The sequence below is a fragment of the Mycolicibacterium wolinskyi genome (assembly GCF_002101965.1).
Lineage (GTDB): Bacteria > Actinomycetota > Actinomycetes > Mycobacteriales > Mycobacteriaceae > Mycobacterium > Mycobacterium wolinskyi.
In genome coordinates this window covers 23,218-42,992 of the sequence record NZ_LQQA01000018.1, presented here as the reverse complement: position 1 = coordinate 42,992, position 19,775 = coordinate 23,218, and the positions used below count along the sequence as shown (strand labels likewise).

Annotated in this window: 22 protein-coding genes; 13 read left to right on the top strand and 9 right to left on the bottom strand. The window is 67.7% G+C overall.

The annotated features are described in order from the left end of the window. Positions 1-407 precede the first annotated feature (407 nt). Both AWC31_RS19780 and AWC31_RS19775 read right to left on the bottom strand, forming a co-directional pair. The gene (locus tag AWC31_RS19780; RefSeq protein WP_085145752.1) at positions 408-980 is read right to left on the bottom strand and encodes a CHAP domain-containing protein; all 573 of its coding nucleotides are present in this window, start codon (positions 978-980) and stop codon (positions 408-410) included. 9 nt (positions 981-989) lie between these two features. Further along, complete coding sequence (locus AWC31_RS19775; protein ID WP_085145751.1) at positions 990-1,817, bottom strand: Rv0361 family membrane protein; 828 nt, start codon at positions 1,815-1,817, stop codon at positions 990-992. Between the two features lie 79 nt (positions 1,818-1,896). Between AWC31_RS19775 and AWC31_RS19770 the strand changes: the two genes are divergently transcribed. Further along, on the top strand, positions 1,897-2,313 hold the full coding sequence (locus AWC31_RS19770) for a DUF3151 domain-containing protein (RefSeq protein ID WP_085145750.1): 417 nt from the start codon (positions 1,897-1,899) through the stop codon (positions 2,311-2,313). 3 nt (positions 2,314-2,316) lie between these two features. On the opposite strand, the gene AWC31_RS19765 is transcribed toward AWC31_RS19770, so the two are convergent. Further along, a complete protein-coding gene (locus AWC31_RS19765; RefSeq protein ID WP_067853339.1) occupies positions 2,317-3,213 on the bottom strand; it encodes a cation diffusion facilitator family transporter in 897 nt (298 codons plus the stop codon). Positions 3,214-3,303: 90 nt separating this feature from the next. On the opposite strand from AWC31_RS19765, the gene AWC31_RS19760 reads away from it, so the two are divergent. Then, entirely contained in the window at positions 3,304-3,807 is a 504-nt protein-coding gene (locus AWC31_RS19760) for a hypothetical protein (RefSeq protein WP_085145749.1), read from the top strand. Here AWC31_RS19760 and AWC31_RS19755 read toward each other — a convergent pair. Both AWC31_RS19755 and AWC31_RS19750 read right to left on the bottom strand, forming a co-directional pair. Continuing rightward, the gene (locus AWC31_RS19755) at positions 3,804-4,583 is read right to left on the bottom strand and encodes a site-2 protease family protein (protein WP_085145748.1); all 780 of its coding nucleotides are present in this window, start codon (positions 4,581-4,583) and stop codon (positions 3,804-3,806) included. The two genes, AWC31_RS19760 and AWC31_RS19755, sit on opposite strands and share 4 nt — an antisense overlap. A gap of 28 nt (positions 4,584-4,611) precedes the next feature. Continuing rightward, a complete protein-coding gene (locus AWC31_RS19750; RefSeq protein WP_165766003.1) occupies positions 4,612-5,196 on the bottom strand; it encodes a hypothetical protein in 585 nt (194 codons plus the stop codon). 79 nt (positions 5,197-5,275) lie between these two features. Between AWC31_RS19750 and AWC31_RS19745 the strand changes: the two genes are divergently transcribed. From AWC31_RS19745 to AWC31_RS19735, 3 genes are read left to right on the top strand one after another with little or no spacing between them, the layout of a single operon-like run. Continuing rightward, positions 5,276-6,571, top strand: coding sequence for an adenylosuccinate synthase (locus AWC31_RS19745; protein WP_085145747.1), 1,296 nt, complete (start codon positions 5,276-5,278; stop codon positions 6,569-6,571). Next, complete coding sequence (locus AWC31_RS19740) at positions 6,568-7,194, top strand: PaaI family thioesterase (RefSeq protein WP_085145746.1); 627 nt, start codon at positions 6,568-6,570, stop codon at positions 7,192-7,194. Before AWC31_RS19745 ends, AWC31_RS19740 begins: the two co-directional genes overlap by 4 nt. Before the next feature lie 19 nt (positions 7,195-7,213). Then, a complete protein-coding gene (locus AWC31_RS19735; protein WP_234816920.1) occupies positions 7,214-7,903 on the top strand; it encodes a hypothetical protein in 690 nt (229 codons plus the stop codon). Here the strand turns inward: AWC31_RS19735 and AWC31_RS19730 are convergent. From AWC31_RS19730 to AWC31_RS19715, 4 genes are read right to left on the bottom strand one after another with little or no spacing between them, the layout of a single operon-like run. Then, on the bottom strand, positions 7,880-8,071 hold the full coding sequence (locus AWC31_RS19730; protein WP_067853423.1) for a ferredoxin: 192 nt from the start codon (positions 8,069-8,071) through the stop codon (positions 7,880-7,882). The two genes, AWC31_RS19735 and AWC31_RS19730, sit on opposite strands and share 24 nt — an antisense overlap. A 5-nt stretch (positions 8,072-8,076) precedes the next feature. Continuing rightward, a complete protein-coding gene (locus tag AWC31_RS19725) occupies positions 8,077-9,282 on the bottom strand; it encodes a cytochrome P450 (protein ID WP_085145745.1) in 1,206 nt (401 codons plus the stop codon). Positions 9,283-9,325: 43 nt separating this feature from the next. Beyond that, positions 9,326-11,332, bottom strand: a complete 2,007-nt coding sequence (locus AWC31_RS19720; protein WP_085145744.1) for an MMPL family transporter — start codon at positions 11,330-11,332, stop codon at positions 9,326-9,328. Beyond that, positions 11,325-12,917 carry a Na+/H+ antiporter gene (locus AWC31_RS19715; RefSeq protein ID WP_085145743.1) on the bottom strand — a complete coding sequence of 531 codons (1,593 nt, stop codon included), beginning with the start codon at positions 12,915-12,917 and terminating at the stop codon, positions 11,325-11,327. Before AWC31_RS19715 ends, AWC31_RS19720 begins: the two co-directional genes overlap by 8 nt. A gap of 43 nt (positions 12,918-12,960) precedes the next feature. On the opposite strand from AWC31_RS19715, the gene AWC31_RS19710 reads away from it, so the two are divergent. The 8 genes from AWC31_RS19710 to AWC31_RS19675 all read left to right on the top strand — a co-directional run bounded on the left by AWC31_RS19710 (position 12,961) and on the right by AWC31_RS19675 (position 19,726). Beyond that, entirely contained in the window at positions 12,961-13,272 is a 312-nt protein-coding gene (locus AWC31_RS19710; protein ID WP_084356834.1) for a UBP-type zinc finger domain-containing protein, read from the top strand. 24 nt (positions 13,273-13,296) lie between these two features. Further along, positions 13,297-14,598 carry a formate-dependent phosphoribosylglycinamide formyltransferase gene (purT, locus tag AWC31_RS19705; protein WP_085145742.1) on the top strand — a complete coding sequence of 434 codons (1,302 nt, stop codon included), beginning with the start codon at positions 13,297-13,299 and terminating at the stop codon, positions 14,596-14,598. A 3-nt stretch (positions 14,599-14,601) separates the two neighbouring features. Then, positions 14,602-15,057 (top strand): Rv0361 family membrane protein, encoded by a 456-nt coding sequence (locus tag AWC31_RS19700; protein ID WP_085145741.1) that lies wholly within the window; start codon positions 14,602-14,604, stop codon positions 15,055-15,057. Then, positions 15,054-15,467 (top strand): rhodanese-like domain-containing protein, encoded by a 414-nt coding sequence (locus AWC31_RS19695; RefSeq protein ID WP_067853373.1) that lies wholly within the window; start codon positions 15,054-15,056, stop codon positions 15,465-15,467. Before AWC31_RS19700 ends, AWC31_RS19695 begins: the two co-directional genes overlap by 4 nt. 8 nt (positions 15,468-15,475) lie before the next feature. Then, positions 15,476-16,690, top strand: a complete 1,215-nt coding sequence (locus AWC31_RS19690; protein WP_085145740.1) for an O-succinylhomoserine sulfhydrylase — start codon at positions 15,476-15,478, stop codon at positions 16,688-16,690. Between the two features lie 3 nt (positions 16,691-16,693). Then, positions 16,694-17,098 carry a hypothetical protein gene (locus AWC31_RS19685; protein WP_067853380.1) on the top strand — a complete coding sequence of 135 codons (405 nt, stop codon included), beginning with the start codon at positions 16,694-16,696 and terminating at the stop codon, positions 17,096-17,098. 78 nt (positions 17,099-17,176) lie between these two features. Then, the gene (locus AWC31_RS19680) at positions 17,177-18,106 is read left to right on the top strand and encodes a LysR family transcriptional regulator (protein WP_084356825.1); all 930 of its coding nucleotides are present in this window, start codon (positions 17,177-17,179) and stop codon (positions 18,104-18,106) included. Positions 18,107-18,211: 105 nt separating this feature from the next. After that, complete coding sequence (locus AWC31_RS19675) at positions 18,212-19,726, top strand: APC family permease (protein WP_085145757.1); 1,515 nt, start codon at positions 18,212-18,214, stop codon at positions 19,724-19,726. The last annotated feature ends 49 nt before the right edge of the window (positions 19,727-19,775 follow it).

Genomic DNA, 19,775 nt, shown 5'->3' with positions numbered 1-19,775 from the left:
CACAGCCACCCTCAGGTGTCAGCGATGTCCCGAGACATCCACCTGTCAGCGATGTCCCGGATCAGAACATGCCACATGGTGGCTGGGATCCTCGGCATAGTGGCAGATCGCTGCGCCAGTAACGCTGTGGCGGCCGCGGGCCCGAATCTCCGCCGTAGCGTTACTCGCGTGAACTTCTCGAATACCGGTGGTTTCGAGGGGCATTGATAGACCACCGCGCGACTTTGTCGCTGTAAGGCGGGCAGCGAAAAATGCGTTACCTGAGTGGCCTTCGAGGAGAGTGTGGCCGGTGATGCCTCCGGCGTGGGGTAGCTGCGAATGGCGTTACGCAAGAGACGGTTTCAGCGACATTGTCGCTAATAGGCGGGCACACCGACTATGTGAGGACAGCGCGCGGAATCGACGCCTCAGGCCAGTCGCCCGTAGCCCAGGAGCCACGGCCCAGGCTCGAAAGTGCGCACCTTGATATCGCCCTCTTCGTTGCCGCCGACCGTGGTGATGACGTTGTCATCCACGGCCAGAACGAAATTGGTGTGCAGGCCGAGGGGACTGCCGTCGGCGTAGAGTGCCACGTCGCCGGTCTGCGGCCGATACCCACCGGGTGCCTCGAAGCGCCCCGCCGCTTGGTAGTACTCCTGCAGCGTGTAGACGCCGGGGATACGCCAGTGCCCCGAATGCGGATTCGACAGCGGCTGCCCGGCTTCGTTGAGCACCCAGCTGACGAAGTCGGCGCACCAGGGCTCGTCGACGCCCTCGGAGAACGCCGTACCGGACGGCTGCGCGTCGTACTGCGTGCGCAAGATGTCGACGACGCGTTGCTGAACGGGGCTGAGGGCGGTGCGGTCGAGCGCGGGGAAGTCCGGCTTCACGCTCACCACGCTGACGCGCGCATCGCGAAACAGAACCGCCGCCACGCCGACCGCAACGACCACGAACACCGCGCTGAGCGCGAGCGCGAGTCTGGATGCCCCCTTGGTCACCGCCTCAGGTTAGCCAACCGGCGCCTGGCAGATCTTCCATTGATCGTCCTGGAACTGCAGGTCGAAACTGCGGGTCGAGCGGGTTTGCGGCGCGAAGGCCATGAAGGTCGTGACGTTGGCCTCGGCATGGTCGCCGTTGACGACCACCTGGTCGATGCTGGCGACGACGGGGTACTGCTTGGCCGCCGCGACGCGGGCGTGGGTCTCGTCCCATGCGCGCTGGTCGTAGTTGACGTAGTTCTCGCGCGTGCTGCCGCAGGTGATCGAACGCAGCGTGGCCAGATCACCGTTCTGGATCGCGACGTCGAAACTCTGGATGGTCTCGCGGACCTTGTCCTCCTGTGAGGACAGTGGCGAGGAGTTGCGGGTCAGCAGGACGGTGCCCAGTACCGCGATCGCGACCAGGGCCGCGATGACCAGCACGACCGCCACGACCCAGCCCCAGCTGCGCCGGGCGGTCGGCGGCGCTGGCGGCTTGGGTGCGTCCTCGCGTGGCGGGATGACTTGCGGTGCAGCGCTTTTCGACGACTCGGGGACGGTTGGCGCGTCGGAAGGCGGCGCGAACACCTCGGTTTCGGGATCCGGTGGGGTGTCGATCTTCTGCGTGGATCCGTCGAATCCGGACGGCGCGGTGTAGCGACGTTCATCGGCCTGCTGCACCGCCTCGGTGACCGCGGTGGGCGAGCCGATGATCTCGGTGGCCGGCTCGTGCTCGGCGTCCACCACGAAGTGTTCGGTCGGCGCGTCGGCCTGCTCGGCGGTCGGCTTGGTCGGCTCCGTCGGCTCGTCTACTCCTTCTGGCGTGTTGTCCTCGTCAGGTCCCGATGGGTTCGACATCCCTGCTGCGGTCCTCCCGTACGTCGCTATCGGTGGAGCTTATCGGTCGGCGTGCGATCGGCCCGTGCAGAATAGGGGCATGACACGCATGGGTGATCTGTTAGGACCGGAGCCGGTGTACCTCCCGGGTGACCCTGCCGCCGAGGAGGAACTGGCTGCGGGCGAGAAGGCGGCCGTGGTTGCCGCCGCGCACCCATCGGCGTCGATCGCGTGGGCCGTGCTGGCCGAGTCCGCGCTCGACGATGACAAGGCCGTCACGGCATACGCATACGCGCGCACCGGTTACCACCGCGGGCTCGACCAGTTGCGTCGCAACGGATGGAAGGGCTTCGGTCCGGTCCCGTTCAGTCATGAGCCGAATCAGGGCTTCCTGCGCTGTGTGGCCGCGCTGGCCCGGGCGGCCGACGACATCGGCGAAACCGACGAGTTCCAGCGGTGCCTGGACCTGCTCGACGACTGCGATCCCGGCGCCCGCGCCGAACTCGGGTTGGCCTAGCTTTCAGAACTTCGCTTCGCACTTGCAGTCGCCTGCCGAACTGGGCGGCTCAACCTGCACCGTGGCGTGTTCGAGACCGCGCGCGGTCAGCACAGCCCGTGCGTCGTCGAGCACCCGTGCGGTGTCGCCGCTGCTCGTCAGGTGTGCGGTGACCATGTCCTTGCCGGGCACCAGCGTCCACACGTGCAGATCGTGCACGCCCGTCACGCCGTTCACCTCGCCGAGCGCGCTGCGGAGTTCTTCGACATCGATATGGCTCGGGGAGGACTCCGAGAGGATGCGCAGGGCCGCGCGCGCCAATGCGATCGCACGGGGCAGCACCCACAGCGCCACGAGCACGGCGACCACGACGTCGGCGTAGGGCCACCTCGTGGTCACCGTGACGATGCCGGCGATCAAGACGCCGATACTGCCGACGGTGTCGGCCACGACCTCCATGTAGGCGCCCTTGACCGCGAGGCTGTCTTTCGAGTGCGAGCGCAGCATCATCACCACGATGGCGTTCGCCACGAGGCCGGCGAGCGCCACGACGATCATCGGGACGCCCGGCACCTCGGGTGCGTTGCCGAGCCGTTCGAACGCTTCGTAGAGGATGAACGCCGCCATGCCGAGCAACAGCGCGGCGTTGGCGACCGCGGTGAAGACCTCGGCGCGATGCCAGCCGTAGGTACGCGCCGGTGAGGTGCTGCCGCGGCGGGCCAGCAACACCGCGGTCAAGCCCATGAACATCGCGACGAGGTCGGTGAGCATGTGGCCCGCGTCGGCCAGCAGCGCGATCGAATTGATCCACAGTGCGGTGACCAGCTCAATGACGAAGAACGCCGTCAGGATCGCGGCGGCGATGACCATCCGGCTGACGCGCGTATCGGCGTGATGACTGTGATCGTGGCCGGCACCCATGCCCGCAATATATGCGGAAGTTCGCATATGTCGCAAGTGTCACCCCGCCGCCGGAATGGCACGGACGCGCGGCGGGTTGCCCAAAGTGGCATGACACACGACGGAATGACACACGACGGCGGTCCCGCACTTCCGCCGCCCGTCTGGCCGGCCGATGACGCGGCGCCGGCCGGTCTACGTGAGCCCGGCACCCCGTTGACGCGGCTCGCTGCGCGGCTGGCCCCGGGGCGGTACGACCGCCAGCTGCTGGCCGGGACGGCGCCCGAACCGGGTAGCGCGCTGGCGGTGCATGTGGCTCGGTCGACCTCCGACGGCCAGCGCCGTCAGATCGCGTTGATCTTGCGGGTGGTGCTGCGGGAACTGCACCGCGACCCGACGTTGTATTCGTCGCGCGTCCCGCTCGACGACGGCACCGTGGGATCAGCGGTGACGCTCATCGACGAGATCAGGGAACGCCTCGAAGCGTCGCGTCCGGTGCGCGCACACGGGATCGCCCGGCTGCGGATGCTGCTGTCCAACGGCGCGGGCCCGTTCTACCGCGAGGGCACAGGCGATCTGCGTGCCGACCTGCGCGCGGTGCTGGCCGAGCTCTAGAGCCAGGCCGACCAGAACCGCGTGAGCTGCCCGCCCACCGACACCAGATAGCTCGACACCCCCGAGAAGTCGAAGAACCAGTAGACGACACCGAAGAACCAGCGGTTGAGCGCGGGAGCGATCAGCAGGATCAGCAGGATGAAAAAGCCCCATTGCTTGACCGGTTCGAGCGCACGCTGGGTCTCGGGCTTCAGATGCGGTTCGAGTGCGCCGTAGCCGTCGAGCCCCGGGATCGGCAGCAGGTTGAGCACCAAGGCCGTCACCTGCAGGAAACCCAGGAACGCAACGCCGGACCAAAACACGCCGTGCGCCGGGTCGTAGAACATGCGGGTCAGCCCGAGCAACACCACCGCAAGCACCAGGTTCGCAGCAGGCCCGGCCAGGCTCACCAACGTTTTCTGCCGCGCGGTCATCCACGACGTGCGCACGTAGACCGCGCCGCCGGGCAACCCGATACCGCCGAGCGCGATGAACAGCACGGGCAGGCCCAGCGACAGCATGGGATGGGAGTACTTGAGCGGGTTGAGCGTCAGGTAGCCGCGCACCGCGACGTCATGGTCGCCGAACCGCCATGCAGTGAAGGCGTGGCCGAACTCGTGCAGGCACAGCGACACCAGCCAGCCCGCGATGACCAGGATGAACACCCCGACGTAGGACAGGGGTCGCACATTGTCGGCGGCCAGCCAGGCCAGCACACCGCCGCCGATGGTGATTGCGACGACGGCCAGGAAGACCGGGCTCGGCCGTACCGATTGATGCAGCGGACGGATGTTCACGATTCGACGCTACCGGCATGCGCCCTGTTCAGCCGACCCGCAGCCAGCCCTCGGTGTGACGGTAGAACGTCGACCGGCGTACCTGCCGGGCCGCGGGCACCCCGTCGCGGATCACCCGGGCTCCCGTGGTGCCGAGTTGCGCGGCGCGTCCGCTCACCCAGCCGCGGGGGCGGCCGCGCGCGGACAGCACCGCCGCGCGCAGTCCGGGCTGGCTCAGCGTGGGCTCGATCCGCACACCGGACGCGTCGCCGTCGAACAGCACGGCATCGTCCACGACGGCCTCGCCATGCAGGGGCGCACCGTCGAGACCACGCCATTCCGCGGCCGACACGATCACGGTCCCGGTCTCGTCGCGGATCAACGGCACCCGTTGCGCCGCGCCGCTGAGCGCGCGCCGCGCCGACCAGCTCGACCGGGCGTGCGCGACCTCGATGTCGAGGCGGTCGGCCTTCAGCAACCTGGTCAGGACCGCGGCCAGATCAGCGATCGGGCCGGTCACGATGACGCGGCGATGGGCTTCGATCTCGTCGGCTCCGGCCGTCGGCAGGTTCCGCAGCGGGCGGGGCACCGGGCCCGATCCGACCACCACGACGCCACCTGAGGTGGACAAAATGTGCTCCTCGCGTGTGCTGGGATAAGGTGACCTACCGGCTGCACCACTTTAGGCGCGGAGATAGGCGGGAGATTACGCCATGCCGGCAATCGTGCTCATCGGTGCCCAATGGGGCGATGAGGGCAAAGGTAAGGCCACCGATCTACTCGGTGGACGTGTGCAGTGGGTAGTTCGCTACCAGGGGGGCAACAACGCCGGGCATACCGTCGTGTTGCCGACCGGGGAGAACTTCGCACTGCACCTCATTCCCTCGGGCATCCTCACGCCCGGGGTCACCAACGTCATCGGCAACGGTGTGGTGGTCGACCCAGGCGTGTTGCTGACTGAGCTGAAGGGGCTGGAGGAGCGCGGCGTCGACACGTCGGGCTTGCTGATCTCCGCCGACGCACATCTGCTGATGCCGTACCACGTCGCCATCGACAAGGTGGTCGAGCGCTGGGCGGGCAGCAAGAAGATCGGCACCACCGGTCGTGGCATCGGGCCCTGCTACCAGGACAAGATCGCCCGGATCGGGATTCGCGTCGCCGATGTGCTCGACGAGACGCTGCTGGCGGAAAAGATCGAGGCTGCACTGGAATTCAAGAACCAGGTACTGGTCAAGATCTACAACCGCAAGGCGCTCGAGCCCGCCGAGGTGGTCGAGAACCTGCTGACTCAGGCCGAAGGCTTCAAGCACCGCATCGCCGACGCCCGCCTGCTGCTCAACCAGGCACTGGAGAACGGCGAGACCGTGCTGCTGGAAGGCTCGCAGGGCACGCTGCTCGACGTCGACCACGGCACGTATCCGTTCGTGACGTCCTCGAACCCGACCGCCGGTGGAGCCGCGGTGGGTTCGGGTATCGGGCCCACCCGCATCACCACCGTGCTGGGCATCCTCAAGGGCTATACCACGCGTGTCGGCTCGGGTCCGTTCCCGACCGAGCTGTTCGACGAGCACGGTGCCTACCTGGCCAAGACCGGCGGCGAGGTCGGCGTGACGACCGGCCGGGCGCGCCGGTGCGGCTGGTTCGACGCCGTCATCGCGCGCTACGCGACCCGGGTCAACGGCATCACCGACTACTTCCTGACCAAGCTCGACGTGCTGTCGAGCCTGGAGACGGTGCCGGTGTGCGTGGGCTACAAGGTCGACGGCAAGCGCACCGACGAGATGCCGATGACGCAGTCCGACATCCACCGGGCCGAGCCGATCTACGAAGAACTGCCCGGCTGGTGGGAGGACATCTCCGGGGCGCGTGAGTTCGACGATCTGCCCGCGAAGGCGCGCGATTATGTGCTGCGGCTGGAAGAGCTTGCCGGAGCGCATGTTTCGTGCATCGGCGTCGGCCCGGGTCGCGAACAGACGATCGTGCGCCGCGACATCCTGGCGGCCAAGTGACCGAATCGAGCGATCCGGACTACGACAGACACGGCGGCTTCCCGCTTTTCGAGGCCGCCGAACCGGGCCCCGGATTCGGGCGGTTCGTCGCGGCGATGCGCCGCGTGCAAGACCTTGCGGTGTCGGCGAACCCGGACAGCGATACGTGGGACGACGCCGCCGACCGCGCCGAGGAACTCGTCAAGCTGCTCGACCCGTACGAGGCGGGCGAAGGTGTCGGCCCGGCCAACCGCGTACCGTCGTTGCCCGGTGCAGGCAGCCTGCTCATGCCGCCGTGGACGGTGTCGAAATTCGAGGCCGACGGCGTCGAATTGCACGTGCAGTTCAGCCGTTTCCACGTCGGCGGCAACTACGCGGTACACGGCGGAGTGCTGCCGTTGTTGTTCGACTCGGTGTTCGGCATGGTCATCCACGCCGCGGGCCGCCCGATCAGCCGGACCGCGTTCCTGCATGTCGACTACCGCAAGGTGACGCCCATCGACACGGTGCTGACCGCGCGCGGGTGGGTGCGGGAAGCCGAGGGCCGCAAGGCTTTCGTCAACGCCGAACTGCGTGACGCCGACGAGAATCTGCTCGCCGAGGCCAACGGCCTGATGATCAGATTGCTGCCCGGCCAGCCCTGACCCGTGCGAACATTGCGCAGTGGTCGAACGCCATCTGCACCGCCTGTCGACACCGCGCGCGGCCGCCTTCGCAGGCGTGCTGTTCGCATTGTTGTTCGGCGCGACACTGATTCTGATCCGCACCGCCCTGCCCGAGGGCGCCCAACCCGGTTCCCAGTGGGCCGACGGCGCGGCTGACCGGCTTCGGCTGGCGGCAGTGCTGATGCCGTTCGCCGGCATCGCGTTCCTGTGGTTCATCGGCGTGGTGCGCGACGGGTTCGGGCGCTATGAGGACCGGTTCTTCGCCTCGGTGTTCCTTGGCAGCGGCATCCTGTTCCTGGCGATGATGTTCGCGTCCAGCGCGGTCGGCGCCGGTCTGATCGCGAGCAAGGCCGGGATGGTCGACGCCGAAGCGCACGCCGAAGTCGTGGCGTTCGGCCAGATGTTGCTGATGGCGTTGAGCAAGACCTACGGCGTGCGCATGGCCGCGGTGTTCATGATCTCGCTGGCCACGATCTGGTTGAAGACGGGCCTGATGCCGCGCCCCCTGGTCTACAGCACCTACGTTGCCGCACTGGCGCTTCTGATCGCGGGCGATGTCAGCATGTGGCTGGTGCTGGTGTTCCCGTGCTGGGTGCTCGCCGTCAGCGCCTGGCTGTTGGTGCGGGCAGGCGTGATCGACCTGCCGGGCGGTGACGAATCTCGATCAGTCGGCAAGCTTGAGCGCTGACGCCGGGCACAGTTTGACGGCCTCGCGCGCGTGGTCGATCTCCTCGTCGGGAATGTCGTCGACGAGAACCACGACGACGCCGTCGTCGTCCTGATCGAACACCGCGTCCGACACCATCACGCAGTTGCCCGACGCGATGCAGGCGTCGCGATCTGCTTCTACTCTCATGGCATTCACCACGCTACCGCCAGTGACTTCAGGCCGTAGATGAAGTGAAAAGACCGCCACTGCACATCCTCGAACGGCTCGGCGAGCCGCAAGCCGGGGAAGCGGCGCAGCAGCGCGGGCAAGGCGATGCGCATCTCCATGCGCGCCAGCGGGGCGCCGAGGCAGTGATGCACGCCGTGGCCGAACGCGAGGTGTCCGGGTGCGCCGCGCCGGATGTCGAGCACGTCGGGTGACTCGACGAAACCGGGATCGCGGTTGCCCGCGGGCAGTGACGCGAACACCAGCTGCCCGGCCGGTATCGGCACGCCTGCCAGCTCGACGTCGGTCGTCGTGATGCGCGGGATCGCGGTCTGCACGATCGACAGCCACCGCAACAGTTCCTCGATCGCGGGCCCGACGGCGTCCGGGTCGTCACGGACCATCGCTAGCTGATCGGGGTGGCGGAGCAATGCCAGTACGCCGAGGCCGAGCATGTTCGACGTGGTTTCGTGGCCCGCGAGCAACAGAAGCCCGGCGATTCCGACGAGTTCGTCGTCGCTCAGCTCATCACCGTGCTCGCGGATCAGCATGCCGAGGATGTCGTCGCCGGGCTCGCGGCGGGCCCGCGCGACGAGCCCACGCATGTACTCGCGCCCCTGCCGTTGCAGCTCAAGCCGTTCCGGGATGGGTGCGGACAGATCGAGCTGGCGTGCCGACCGTTGCTGGAAGTCTTCGCGGTCTTCGTACGGCACGCCGAGCAGCTCGCAGATCACCAGCGAGGGGATGGGCAGCGCGAAGTCGGCCACCAGATCTGCTGGCGGACCGGCGGATTGCATCGTGTCCAGCTGCGCGTCGACGATCTCGACGATGCGTGGCTCCAGGCGTTTCATGCGACGGATCGTGAATTCCGGGGTGAGCATGCGCCGCAACCGCTGGTGTTCGGGCGGGTCGAGACCCAGCAGATTGCCGGCCCGGGCGCTGGCCTGGTCCTCTTCGGAAAGCTGCGGCGCTCCTGGCATCACGAAACCCGGTGGCCTGGTGTTGGAGAACCGCTCGTGATCCGACAGCACGGCCTTGACGTCGTCGTGGCGCGTGACGAGGTAGATCTCCATGCCGAACGCGTTGACGACGGTCCGCACGCCTGCGGTCTCGCGGATCTCGCCGAGTTCCGGTGTGGGGTCGAACGTGTTGCGCCGCATGTGCAGTGGCGGCAGCGTGGCCTGCCCAGTCATGTCTCGACGCTACCTGCGTGTGAGAAAAAGGCTGATCAGCCGCCTACAGCTCCGCGCGCAGGCCCGGCCACCAGATCCGCGGCCCGATCAATGTGAACAGTGCCGGGATGATCACCGTGCGGACGATGAAGGTGTCGAGCAGGATGCCGAGCCCGACGATGATGCCGAGCTGGGTCAGCACGATCAGCGGCAACACGCCGAGCACGCAGAACACCGCCGCCAGGACAACGCCCGCACTGGTGATGACGGCGCCGGTGGCCGACACCGCACGTACGATGCCCTGCCGGTTGCCGTACTCCGGTGTCTCCTCGCGGGCCCTGGTCACAAGGAAGATCGTGTAGTCGACGCCGAGCGCCACCAGGAACAGGAACGCGAACAACGGCGTGCTGTCGTCGAGCGCGGGGAATCCGAAGAGATGCACGCTCGCCCACCCGCCGAGGCCGAGCGCGGCCAGGGCGCTGAGCACTGTCACGGCCACGAGTAGCAGCGGTGCGAGCGCGGACCGCAGCAGGATGTAGAGCACCGCGAGCACCACCGCGAGGATGGCCGGGATCACCACCAGCCGGTCACGCTGAGCCGCCGCGGCGGCATCCCTGGCTTGCGCGTCCGAACCGCCGACCAGTGCGTCGGCATCCACCGCATGCACCGAATCACGCAGCGCATCAATCGTTTCGAACGCGCGGTCCGATGCCGGTTCGGCCTGCAGGATCACCGACCACTGGCTCAATCCGCTCGGCGACTCACCGGCCGGGTTGGCCGTCACGACGCCTTCGGTGTCGGTGATGAGCCGCTGGACTTCGGCGGCCTTGTCGGTGGCGGCGATGACGCGCGTCGGGTCGGTCAGCCCGCTCGGGAAGTGGGCGGCCAGCGTCTCGTAGCCGGTTACCGATTCGGCTTGCACGCGGAACTGTTCGGTCTGGGTCAGACCGATGGGTGTGGTGAACACCGCGGTGCACAGGATCGCGAGGCCCGCCAGCGACACCCCCACGACGCGGGCGGGCCTGCGGGCCACCGAGTCGGCGATGCGGTGCCAGATGCCGCTGTCGGTAAGGGCTTTCGCTCCGACCTGCGGGATGAACGGCCAGAACAGGCGTTTGCCGCACAGCGCGAGCAGCGGCGGCAACACCACCAGGACGAACACCGCCGCGACGACCAGACCGGATGCCGCCTGCACACCGAGGCTGCGGTTGCTGGGGGCCGATGCGAACACGAGCGTCAAAAGAGCGAGCACCACGGTGGCGTTGCTGGCGACGATCGCGGGAGCGGCCGCCCGAACCGCCGTGACGAGGGCGGAACGGTGGTCGGCTTCCCTCGCGAGTTCCTCGCGATAGCGCGAAATCAGCAGCAGCGCATAGTTGGTGCCCGCCCCGAACACCAGCACGCTCGTGATGCCCGACGTCGATCCGTCCGGATTCAGGCCGAGGCCCGACGCGACGGCGGTGCCGACGACGGAACCGACACGGTCGGCGAACCCGATCACCAGCAGCGGCACGAGCCACAGCACCGGCGATCGGTACGTGACGATGAGCAGCAGCGCAACCACCGTCGCGGTGACCGCCAGCAGAGTGATGTTCGCTCCGGCAAAGGAATTCGCGATGTCGGCGCCGAAGGCCGGCCCGCCGGTCACGGCGGCCGTCAAACCGTCCGGCAGTCCGTCGGCGGCGTTCGTGCGCAACTCGCGCACCGCGTCGTTGAGCGCGAACCCGGACAGCTTGCCGTCGAGGGACACGATGGCAAGCGCGGCCTTGTTGTCGTCGGAGACCTGAACCGGCGGGCCGGGTGCGCCGCTCATGCGTTGGCGGGCCTGCGATGCGGCGCCGACATCGGCCGGCGTGAGGTCGGCACCGTCGGCCCGGGTCACCACCAGGATCGCCGGAACCTGGTCGCCGCCGGGGAATTCGGCACGCAGCGCGTCGGCCCGCGCCGATTCGGCGCTCGCCGGAACCGCCACCGGCGACTGCGACGCGGCGTCCCCGCCGCTGAGGAAGCCCAGCAGGCCCCCGGAGACCACCACGACCAGCACGGCCAGCCAGCCCAAGCGTTTAATCACGGTTCAGCGTCGCCTCTTCCAGGTCGAGCCCGTGCAGGACGGTCCGCAGCACCTCGTCGTCGATGTGCCCGGCGTCGCGCTCGGCGATGAATGTCTCGCGTTCAGCGGCAAGCATTTCCAGCCGCAGCCGGCGGAAGGCCGAGGTGGGGCTCTCGCCGATGTCCTCGTCGTCGCGGCCCAACCGCTCCCATGCCGCGTTGCGGCGGCGCGTGTTCCAGGCCCGCAGCACCTCGGCCGCGCGTTCGGGCACGTCCGCCCCGGCGGGCTGCGCGGCGAGCAGTTCGTCGAGCCGTTCGGCCGCTGCCCTGGCCGCCTTGTCCTGCGCGGCCGCGGTGGCGACGGCGTCACTGTGCGCTTCGTCGCCTTGCGCGCCCAGCACCCGGATGAACCACGGCAGCGTCAGTCCGTGCAGCAGCAAGGTGCCGACCACGACGACGAACGTCAGGAACACCAGTTGCGGCCGGCCCGGGAATGCATCGCCGGACAGCGTCGTCAGCGGAACCCCGAACGCGGCCGCCAACGACACAACGCCCCTCATACCCGCCCACGCCACGACGAACACCTGAGCGCGCGGCGGCTCCGGCTCACGCCTGCGGATCTCTTTGGACAGCAGCCGCGGCAGATACGTCGAGACGTACACCCACACGATGCGCACGCCGATCACCGCGATGAGCACCGCGGCCGACGAGATCGCGAGCGTCGCCGCCGAGATGCCGCGCAGTTCGCTGATCACTTTCGGCAACTGCAGGCCGATCAACAGGAACGCGAACGACTCCAGCACCAGCTGCAGGGCCTTCCACACGGCCTTGTCCTGCAGCCGCGTGGCGTAGCTGGCCTGGGTTTCGCGCTGGCCGAGCAGCAGCGCGGCCACGACCACCGCGATCACTCCGGAGCCGTGCACCTCCTCGGCCACGAGGTAGATGAAGAACGGTGCCACCAGGCCGATGGCGCTCTCGACCAGCGGGTCGTCGAGCCGCGAGCGGATGAGGTGGACCACCATGCCGAGCGCGCCGCCGACCACCACACCGCCGACCGCGGCCAGGGCGAACGTGCCGAGCGCCGTGCCCCACCCGGCGCCGACGCCGATCGCGGCGGCCAGGGCGACCTTGTAGGCCGTCAGCGCGGTGGCGTCGTTGAGCAGGCTTTCACCGCCCAGCAGGGTCATGGTGCGGCGCGGCAGGCCGAGCCGGCGGCCGACCGCGGTGGCCGAGACCGCGTCGGGCGGGGCCACGATCGCGCCGAGGGTCAGGGCCGCGGCGATCGTCAGCTCGGGAACAGTGTGGAAGGCCACCACGCCGACCACGAACGTCGTCGCGAGCGGCAACCCGACCGCGAGCAGCCCGATCGGGCGGACGTTGCGGCGCAGCGCCACATAGCTGCTCTCCAGCCCGGCCGACCACAGCAGCGGCGGCAGGATCACGAACAGCACGAGTTCGGGCTCGAGATGGACGTCGTCGAAACCCGGGATCGCGCTGCCTGCCAACCCCGCCACCACGAGCGCCAGCGGCGCCGAGACGTCGAAGCGGCGGGCCAACGCGGCCAGCAGCACCGCTGCCACCAGGGCAGCCAGCAGTGAGGCACCCACGTCGTCAGACCTCCTTCGCGTGCCGTCCTTATCCTTGATCAACATGTTGAGGAGATCACGCCGGCGCGAGCAGAGCTCGGCGCCGCGAACCTGTGAGCACCTCTTAGCCGACCGTGAAGCTGGGGCCGAGCCAGAACCCCTCACCCCGGGCCGATGCCAGGAGTGCGAGCAACTCGGCGAGAGTAGCTGGGCACATCTGCGGATGTGCATGACCTGCGGTCACGTCGGCTGCTGTGACTCCAGTCCCCACCAACACGCCACCAAGCACTTCCAGCACACCGGTCACGCCGTCATGCGTTCGGCCGAACCCGGCGAGAGCTGGCGGTGGTGTTATATCGACCATCGCGTTGGTTGACGATCTGGCAGGCTGGGGGATGCGATGAGTGAATCGATTGAGGACGCCGTACAAGAGGCCGACGTAGCCACGGAACCGGAGGACACCACGCCGGAACCAGAGGCGGCAGTCCAGGAACCGCAGGACGACGAGCAGCCGACCGATCCGCGCGCGACCGTGATGTTGTTGGGCGCCGGTGAGCTGAGCCGTGAGCTCGCGTTGGCGTTCCAGCGGCTGGGTGGCGTCGTCGTCGCGGTCGATCGGTACCACGCGCCCGCACACGGCGTGGCGGACCGGTCGGCGGTGATCAAGATGAACGACGCCGAGGAACTCGCGGCGCTCATCGAGCGGGAGAAACCGCGCTACGTCGTGGCGGAGTCCGGCGTGATCGCGGCTGACGCACTGGTCGCGACCGCCGAGCGGGGCGACATCGAGGTGCTGCCGACGCCGCGCAGTATCCGGCTCAGCCAGGACCGCGAGGGCCTGCGCCGGCTGGCTTCCGACGAACTCGGGCTGCCGACCGTGCCGTTCTGGTTCGCGGGTTCGGTCGAGGAACTCGGTGCCGTCGCCGAGCACGCCGGCTATCCGCTGGTGGTCAAGCCCGTCGTGGGCGCGTTGCGCGACGGCGAGTCGGTGCTGCTGCGTCCCGACGACATCGAACCGGCGTGGCAGCGCGCGACCACCGCGGGCCGGATCGCGCACAGCCGGGTGCTGGCGGAATCGGTCGTCGAGGTGGACTACGAGGTCACGCTGCTGGCCATCCGCACCACCGGTCCGGCCGGGCCGGGTGTGCACTTCTGCGAGCCGATCGGCCATCGCCATGTCGACGGTGACGTGCTCGAGGCCTGGCAGCCTCAACAGATGCCGCCCGCCGCGCTGGACTCCGCGAAGTCGATCGCCGCGCGCATCGTCAACTCACTCGGCGGGCGTGGCGTCTTCGGCGTCGAGCTGCTGGTGCAGGGCGACGACGTGTACTTCTCCGACGTCCGCATCCGGCCGCACGACAGCGGCCTGGTCACGCTGCGCTCGCAACGGCTCTCCGAATTCGAGCTGCATGCCAGGGCCATTCTGGGGCTCGCGGTCGACACGATCATGATCTCGCCGGCCGCCGCCGAGGTCAGCTACGGCGGCGCCGACGCCGAAACCCCCGACGAGCTGTCCACGAACGTCACCGCGGTGCTGGCCGAGGCGCTGGCCACCTCGGAGAGCGACGTGCGGCTGTTCGGCCGTCCCGACGAATCCGATTCCCGGCGCCGCCTCGGTGTGGCGCTGGCCACTGCTCCCGACGTGATCGTCGCGCGGGACCGGGCCCGCCGGGTCGGCACCGCACTGCGCAAGCTCTGGTAGGACATGGCTGACACGGAGAATTCAGGGGCCGACCGGCCCACCACCACACCCTTCTTCGCCGCGCTGGTGATCATTGTGCTCGTGGTGATCGGCATTGCGCTCGTCAACGTTTTCCAGGGCGACGGGCTGACCGACGAGCAGCAGGTCGGTCGCGCGGCGGTCGGGCAGAACGACGCCATGCAGCGCGAGGATTTCGCCGCCTTCACCGACTACACGTGTGCCGAGCAGCGCGGTACCGAAGCTGATTTCCTTGCCCGCCAGAAGGATTCGGTGGACCAGAACGGTGAACGCTACATCGACGGCGTGACGACGGTTCAGATCGACGGTGAACGCGCGAGCGCCACCATCGTCTATCACTTCAAGAATCAGCCAGACAACAAGATCAACGTGGAGACCGCGTTCGTGCGTGAGGACGGCGAATGGCGGGTCTGCTCGAGTATGGGAGACTCACGCCCGTGAGCTATGCCGGAGATATCACGCCTGAGGAGGCCTGGAAACTTCTGAGCGAGAATCCCGAGGCCGTACTGGTGGACTGTCGCACCGACGCCGAGTGGCGCTTCGTGGGGGTCCCGGACCTGACCTCGCTTCAGCGCGACGTCGTGTACATCGAGTGGAACCGCACCGACGGTAGCCACAACGACGCGTTCGTCGACGATCTGCAGGCGTCGGGTGTCACGCCAGGCGACCGGCCGGTGGTGTTCCTGTGCCGCTCCGGCAACCGCTCGATCGGTGCTGCCGAAGCCGCGACGGCAGCCGGTATCGGGCCGTCGTACAACGTGCTCGACGGTTTCGAGGGCAACCTGGACGAGAACCGGCATCGTGGTGGCACCGGCTGGAAGGCCGTCGGCCTGCCTTGGAAACAGAGCTAGGGGCAGTCATGAGTGAGGTTCCGTCGGTTCGGATCCCGGCAGCCCTGCCGGACGGCGTCAGCCAGGCCACGATCGGTGTGCGCGGCGGCCTGCTGCGGTCCGGCTTCGAGGAAACCGCCGAGGCCATGTACCTGACGTCGGGTTACGTCTACGAGACGGCAGGCGACGCGGAGAAGGCCTTCACCGGTGACATCGACCGGTACGTCTACTCGCGCTACGGCAACCCGACGATCACGATGTTCGAGGAACGGCTTCGCCTGATCGAAGGGGCGCCCGCCTGTTTCGCGACCGCGACCGGTATGGCCGCGGTGTTCACCGCGCTCGGTGCGCTGCTCGGAGCGGGCGATCGGCTGGTGGCCGCGCGCAGCCTGTTCGGTTCGTGCTTCGTGGTGTGCAACGAGATCCTGCCGCGCTGGGGTGTGGAGACCGTGTTCGTCGACGGCGACGACCTCTCGCAGTGGGAAGAGGCGCTGAGCAAGCCCACCCAGGCGGTGTTCTTCGAGACCCCGTCGAACCCGATGCAGTCGTTGGTCGACATCGCCGCGGTCTCCGACCTGGCCCACGCCGCAGGCGCAAAAGTCGTGTTGGACAACGTCTTTGCGACACCGCTGCTGCAGCAGGGGTTGCCGCTCGGCGCGGACGTCGTGGTGTACTCCGGGACCAAGCACATCGACGGGCAGGGCCGCGTGCTCGGCGGTGCGATCCTGGGCGACCAGGAGTACATCGACGGCCCGGTGCAGAAACTCATGCGCCACACGGGCCCGGCCATCAGCGCGTTCAACGCCTGGACGCTGCTGAAAGGCCTTGAGACACTGTCGGTTCGGGTCGACTACGCGAATCGTTCGGCGCAGCGTGTCGCCGAGTTCCTGGAGGGCCACTCCGCGGTGCGCTGGGTTAAATACCCGTTCCTGGAGTCACATCCGCAGTACGACCTCGCCAAGCGGCAGATGCGGGGCGGCGGCACCGTCGTCACGTTCGAACTGGACGCCCCCGACGGCAAGGCGCGGGCCTTCGAGGTGCTCGACAAGCTGCGCGTCATCGACATCTCCAACAACCTCGGCGACGCCAAGACGCTCATCACCCATCCGGCCACCACGACGCACCGGGCCATGGGGCCCGAGGGCCGCGCGGCCATCGGCTTGGGCGACGGCGTGGTCCGTATCTCGGTGGGCCTGGAGGGAACCGAGGATCTGATCGCCGATCTGGACCAGGCACTGGGTTAGCACGTGTCAAAGCAGAGTGCGGCCAAGAAAGCCCGTCGCAAGAAGCGGCAGGCGAGCCGCGACGCGCGCTGGGTGCCGGACGAGGTGGTGCAGCAGCTATCGGCGATCCAGGATGCCGTCGTCGCCGACCTCGCCGAGTTCGATGAGCGAATCACCGAGCGCGGCTGGACTTTTGACGAGGAAGAGTCCGACGACAACTTCGCGATCTGGTTCTACGAACCGTCCGGAAGCGAGGTCGAGGACGGTGTCCCGGTGACATCGCTGTGGCTCGATGCGGCCGAGGACGGCGAACTGGTGCACGTGACGTTCGTCGGCACCGTCGACAAGATCACGTTCACGCACGAGGATCTGTTCGAAAACCTCGACGCGATCGAGGCGTACCGCGTCGGTGACCCCACTCCTTTCTAGCGCGAGCAGACGCGCAGGTACCCGGGAACGCGCATTCCCGGGTACCCACGCGTCTGCTCGGCGGGGTAGTCCGCCGCCATGACCGAGGTGACGCTGCGCCAGCTGCGGTACTTCGCCGTGTTGGGGGAGGAGCTCAACTATCGCCGTGCAGCGCAACGGTTGTTCATCACGCAGCCCGCACTGTCGACCGCGATCAAGCAGCTCGAGCAGGCCTTCGGCGTGGTTCTGCTCAACCGCAACACGCGCGAAGTCGCACTGACCGACCTCGGCGCGGCGTGGCTGCCTCAGGTGCAGCAGGCGCTCAGCGGAGTCGACGCGGTGGTGGAGAACCTGGTGACACTCTCGGGTACCCGGCAGGGGCGGCTGCGGTTCGGCTATCTGATCGGAACGGGCGCCGATCTGTTGTTCCGGATCGTGCGGCACTTCGAAACCGCCTATCCCGACGTCAGTGTCGAGCCGATCGAGTACGACTTCGCCGACCCCACGGCCGGGCTTGCCGATGGCAGTACCGAGGTCGCGCTGATCCGCCCACCCGTGGATCTGCCCGAACACCGGATGCTGATCCTCGACTCCGAGTCATGGGTGGCCTGCCTGCCCCGGGATCATCGGTTGGCCGGTCGTCGTGAGGTCGAGATCGCCGAGCTGCTCGACGATCCGATCGTGTGCGCGCCGCTGACCGCGGGCCCGTGGCGCGACTACTGGATGGCGATGGACGTGCGCGGCAACCGGCCGCCGACGATCGCCGCGGTGGCCGCGACGTACGAGGCCGAGACGACGGCGATCGCGCGCGGGCTGGGCATCAGCTTCACGACGGCGTCGGTGTCGCGGTTCTACGACCGGCCCGGCATCGCCTACGTGCCCATCGTCGACCGGCCGCTCAGCCACGTCGCGCTCGCCTGGCATCCCGGCACGCTCAGCCCGCAGGCCGATGCGCTGGTCAAGCACGTGCAGCAGCAGTGGAGTTTCGGCGACGGCGAAGATGTGGCCGTGCCTGCCACGCAGTACTGATAAACCACAGTTATCAGTCCATCAAAAGATGGAACTTCCGGTGACCGGCCGGTGGCGCTTTCCTTACATCAATCGTTTGTGCCTTACGCCTGACCTGGAGTGATCATGACCGACGCGTTAGATGCCGCGGCTTCACCCACTCATTCGGCCAACCCGGATGCACTCGGTGCCGAGGACGCCAAGCTCGCCCAGTTCGGTTACACGCAGAAGCTGGACCGTTCGGTGGGCAAGCTCGCGTCCTTCGCGATCGGCTTCGCCACCATCAGCGCGACCACCGCGGTGTTCACCGGGTTCGGCGCCGGCTACTTCACGGCGGGCGCGCCGTTCGTGTGGACGCTGCTGCTGGCCGGCGCGGTGTTCTCGCTGTGGGCCTTCATCGCCGCCGACCTGACGGCCAAGATCCCGCTGGCCGGTTACTCCTATCAATGGATCAGCCGGATCAACGGGCCGAGCCTCGGCTGGTTCACCGGGTTCATCGCCCTGATGGGCTGGGTGTGCGGCATGACCGGCGTCGGGTTCATCCTGTCCGGTTATCTCGGTGGCCTGTTCGGCTGGAACATGAGCCAGTCCGAACAGATCCTCGTCGCCATCGGCGTGGTGTTTCTGTGCGTGCTGATCAACATCTACGGCGTCCGGTTCGCCACGATGGTCAACAACATCGGTGTCAGCCTTGAGTTGGTCATCACCGTCGGTGCCACCGCGCTCGTCGCGCTCATCGCGTTCTCGGCACCCGAGAACCACCAGCCGATCTCGGTGTTGTTCACCGGTGGCGAAGCCGGTGACAAGGATTCGTATCTTTTGGCCTGGCTGGCGGCCGCGCTCGGACCGTTCTTCGGGTTGATCGGCGTCGAGTCCGGCGCCGATGTCGCCGAGGAGACCAAGGACGCGCGCCGGGTGGTGCCGAAGACGATGTTCTACGCCCTGGTCACCTCGATCGTCATCGAGCTGCTGATGTACATCGTCTACGTGCTGGCGATCCGCGACGTCAGTGCGGTCGAGGCCAACTCGGCCGCGCCGATCGAAGAGATCATCAACCAGCAGGCCGGCCCCGTCGTCACGAAAATCGTTGTGGCGGTGGCCCTGACGAACATCCTGGCATGCCTGCTCGCCAACATCCTGGTCGCCACGCGGCTGACCTACTCCATGGCGCGCGACAACATGCTGCCGCTCTCACACATCTGGCGCCACGTCTCGCCGAAGACAAAAGCCCCCACCTACGCGGTGATCGGCTTGGGTTGCCTGTCCACGCTGTTGCTGCTCTCGGCCCTGGTCAACGAGAAGGCGTTCAACTACATCATCGGCATCGCGTCGCTGCTGTTCTTCTTCGTCTACATCCTGCAGACCGTCGGCCTGCTGGTCGGGTACCGCAACGGCACCATCCCCAAAGGCGAGCCCGGCACATTCGACCTGGGCCGCTGGCGCCTGCCGCTCTACGTCACCTCGCTCGTGGTGTTCGGCGCAGTCGCGATCGCACTGCTCTTCCTGCCGCAGTTCACCAGCAACAAGTGGGTGTTCCTCGGAGTGGTTGTGCTTGCCGCGATCTGGTGGGCCACCGGCCTCAAAGCGCGGCTGCGGTCAGGCGACGCCGGATCCGACTACGCCAAGACCCATCTCAACTGACCACCCGTGTTGAGTCTGCGTTCACGGCGGCGGCTACTCGCACTTCCGC

Coding starts and splice junctions, on each gene's coding strand:
- AWC31_RS19770 (WP_085145750.1), top strand. CDS start 1,897: ATGACACGCATGGGTGATCTGTTAGGACCGGAGCCGGTGTACCTCCCG.
- AWC31_RS19775 (WP_085145751.1), bottom strand. CDS start 1,817: ATGTCGAACCCATCGGGACCTGACGAGGACAACACGCCAGAAGGAGTA.
- AWC31_RS19725 (WP_085145745.1), bottom strand. CDS start 9,282: ATGACTGGGCAGGCCACGCTGCCGCCACTGCACATGCGGCGCAACACG.
- AWC31_RS19690 (WP_085145740.1), top strand. CDS start 15,476: ATGAGTGAGGTTCCGTCGGTTCGGATCCCGGCAGCCCTGCCGGACGGC.
- AWC31_RS19675 (WP_085145757.1), top strand. CDS start 18,212: ATGACCGACGCGTTAGATGCCGCGGCTTCACCCACTCATTCGGCCAAC.
- purT (WP_085145742.1), top strand. CDS start 13,297: ATGAGTGAATCGATTGAGGACGCCGTACAAGAGGCCGACGTAGCCACG.
- AWC31_RS19680 (WP_084356825.1), top strand. CDS start 17,177: ATGACCGAGGTGACGCTGCGCCAGCTGCGGTACTTCGCCGTGTTGGGG.
- AWC31_RS19760 (WP_085145749.1), top strand. CDS start 3,304: ATGACACACGACGGAATGACACACGACGGCGGTCCCGCACTTCCGCCG.
- AWC31_RS19700 (WP_085145741.1), top strand. CDS start 14,602: ATGGCTGACACGGAGAATTCAGGGGCCGACCGGCCCACCACCACACCC.
- AWC31_RS19730 (WP_067853423.1), bottom strand. CDS start 8,071: ATGAGAGTAGAAGCAGATCGCGACGCCTGCATCGCGTCGGGCAACTGC.
- AWC31_RS19745 (WP_085145747.1), top strand. CDS start 5,276: ATGCCGGCAATCGTGCTCATCGGTGCCCAATGGGGCGATGAGGGCAAA.
- AWC31_RS19710 (WP_084356834.1), top strand. CDS start 12,961: ATGTTGAGGAGATCACGCCGGCGCGAGCAGAGCTCGGCGCCGCGAACC.
- AWC31_RS19765 (WP_067853339.1), bottom strand. CDS start 3,213: ATGGGTGCCGGCCACGATCACAGTCATCACGCCGATACGCGCGTCAGC.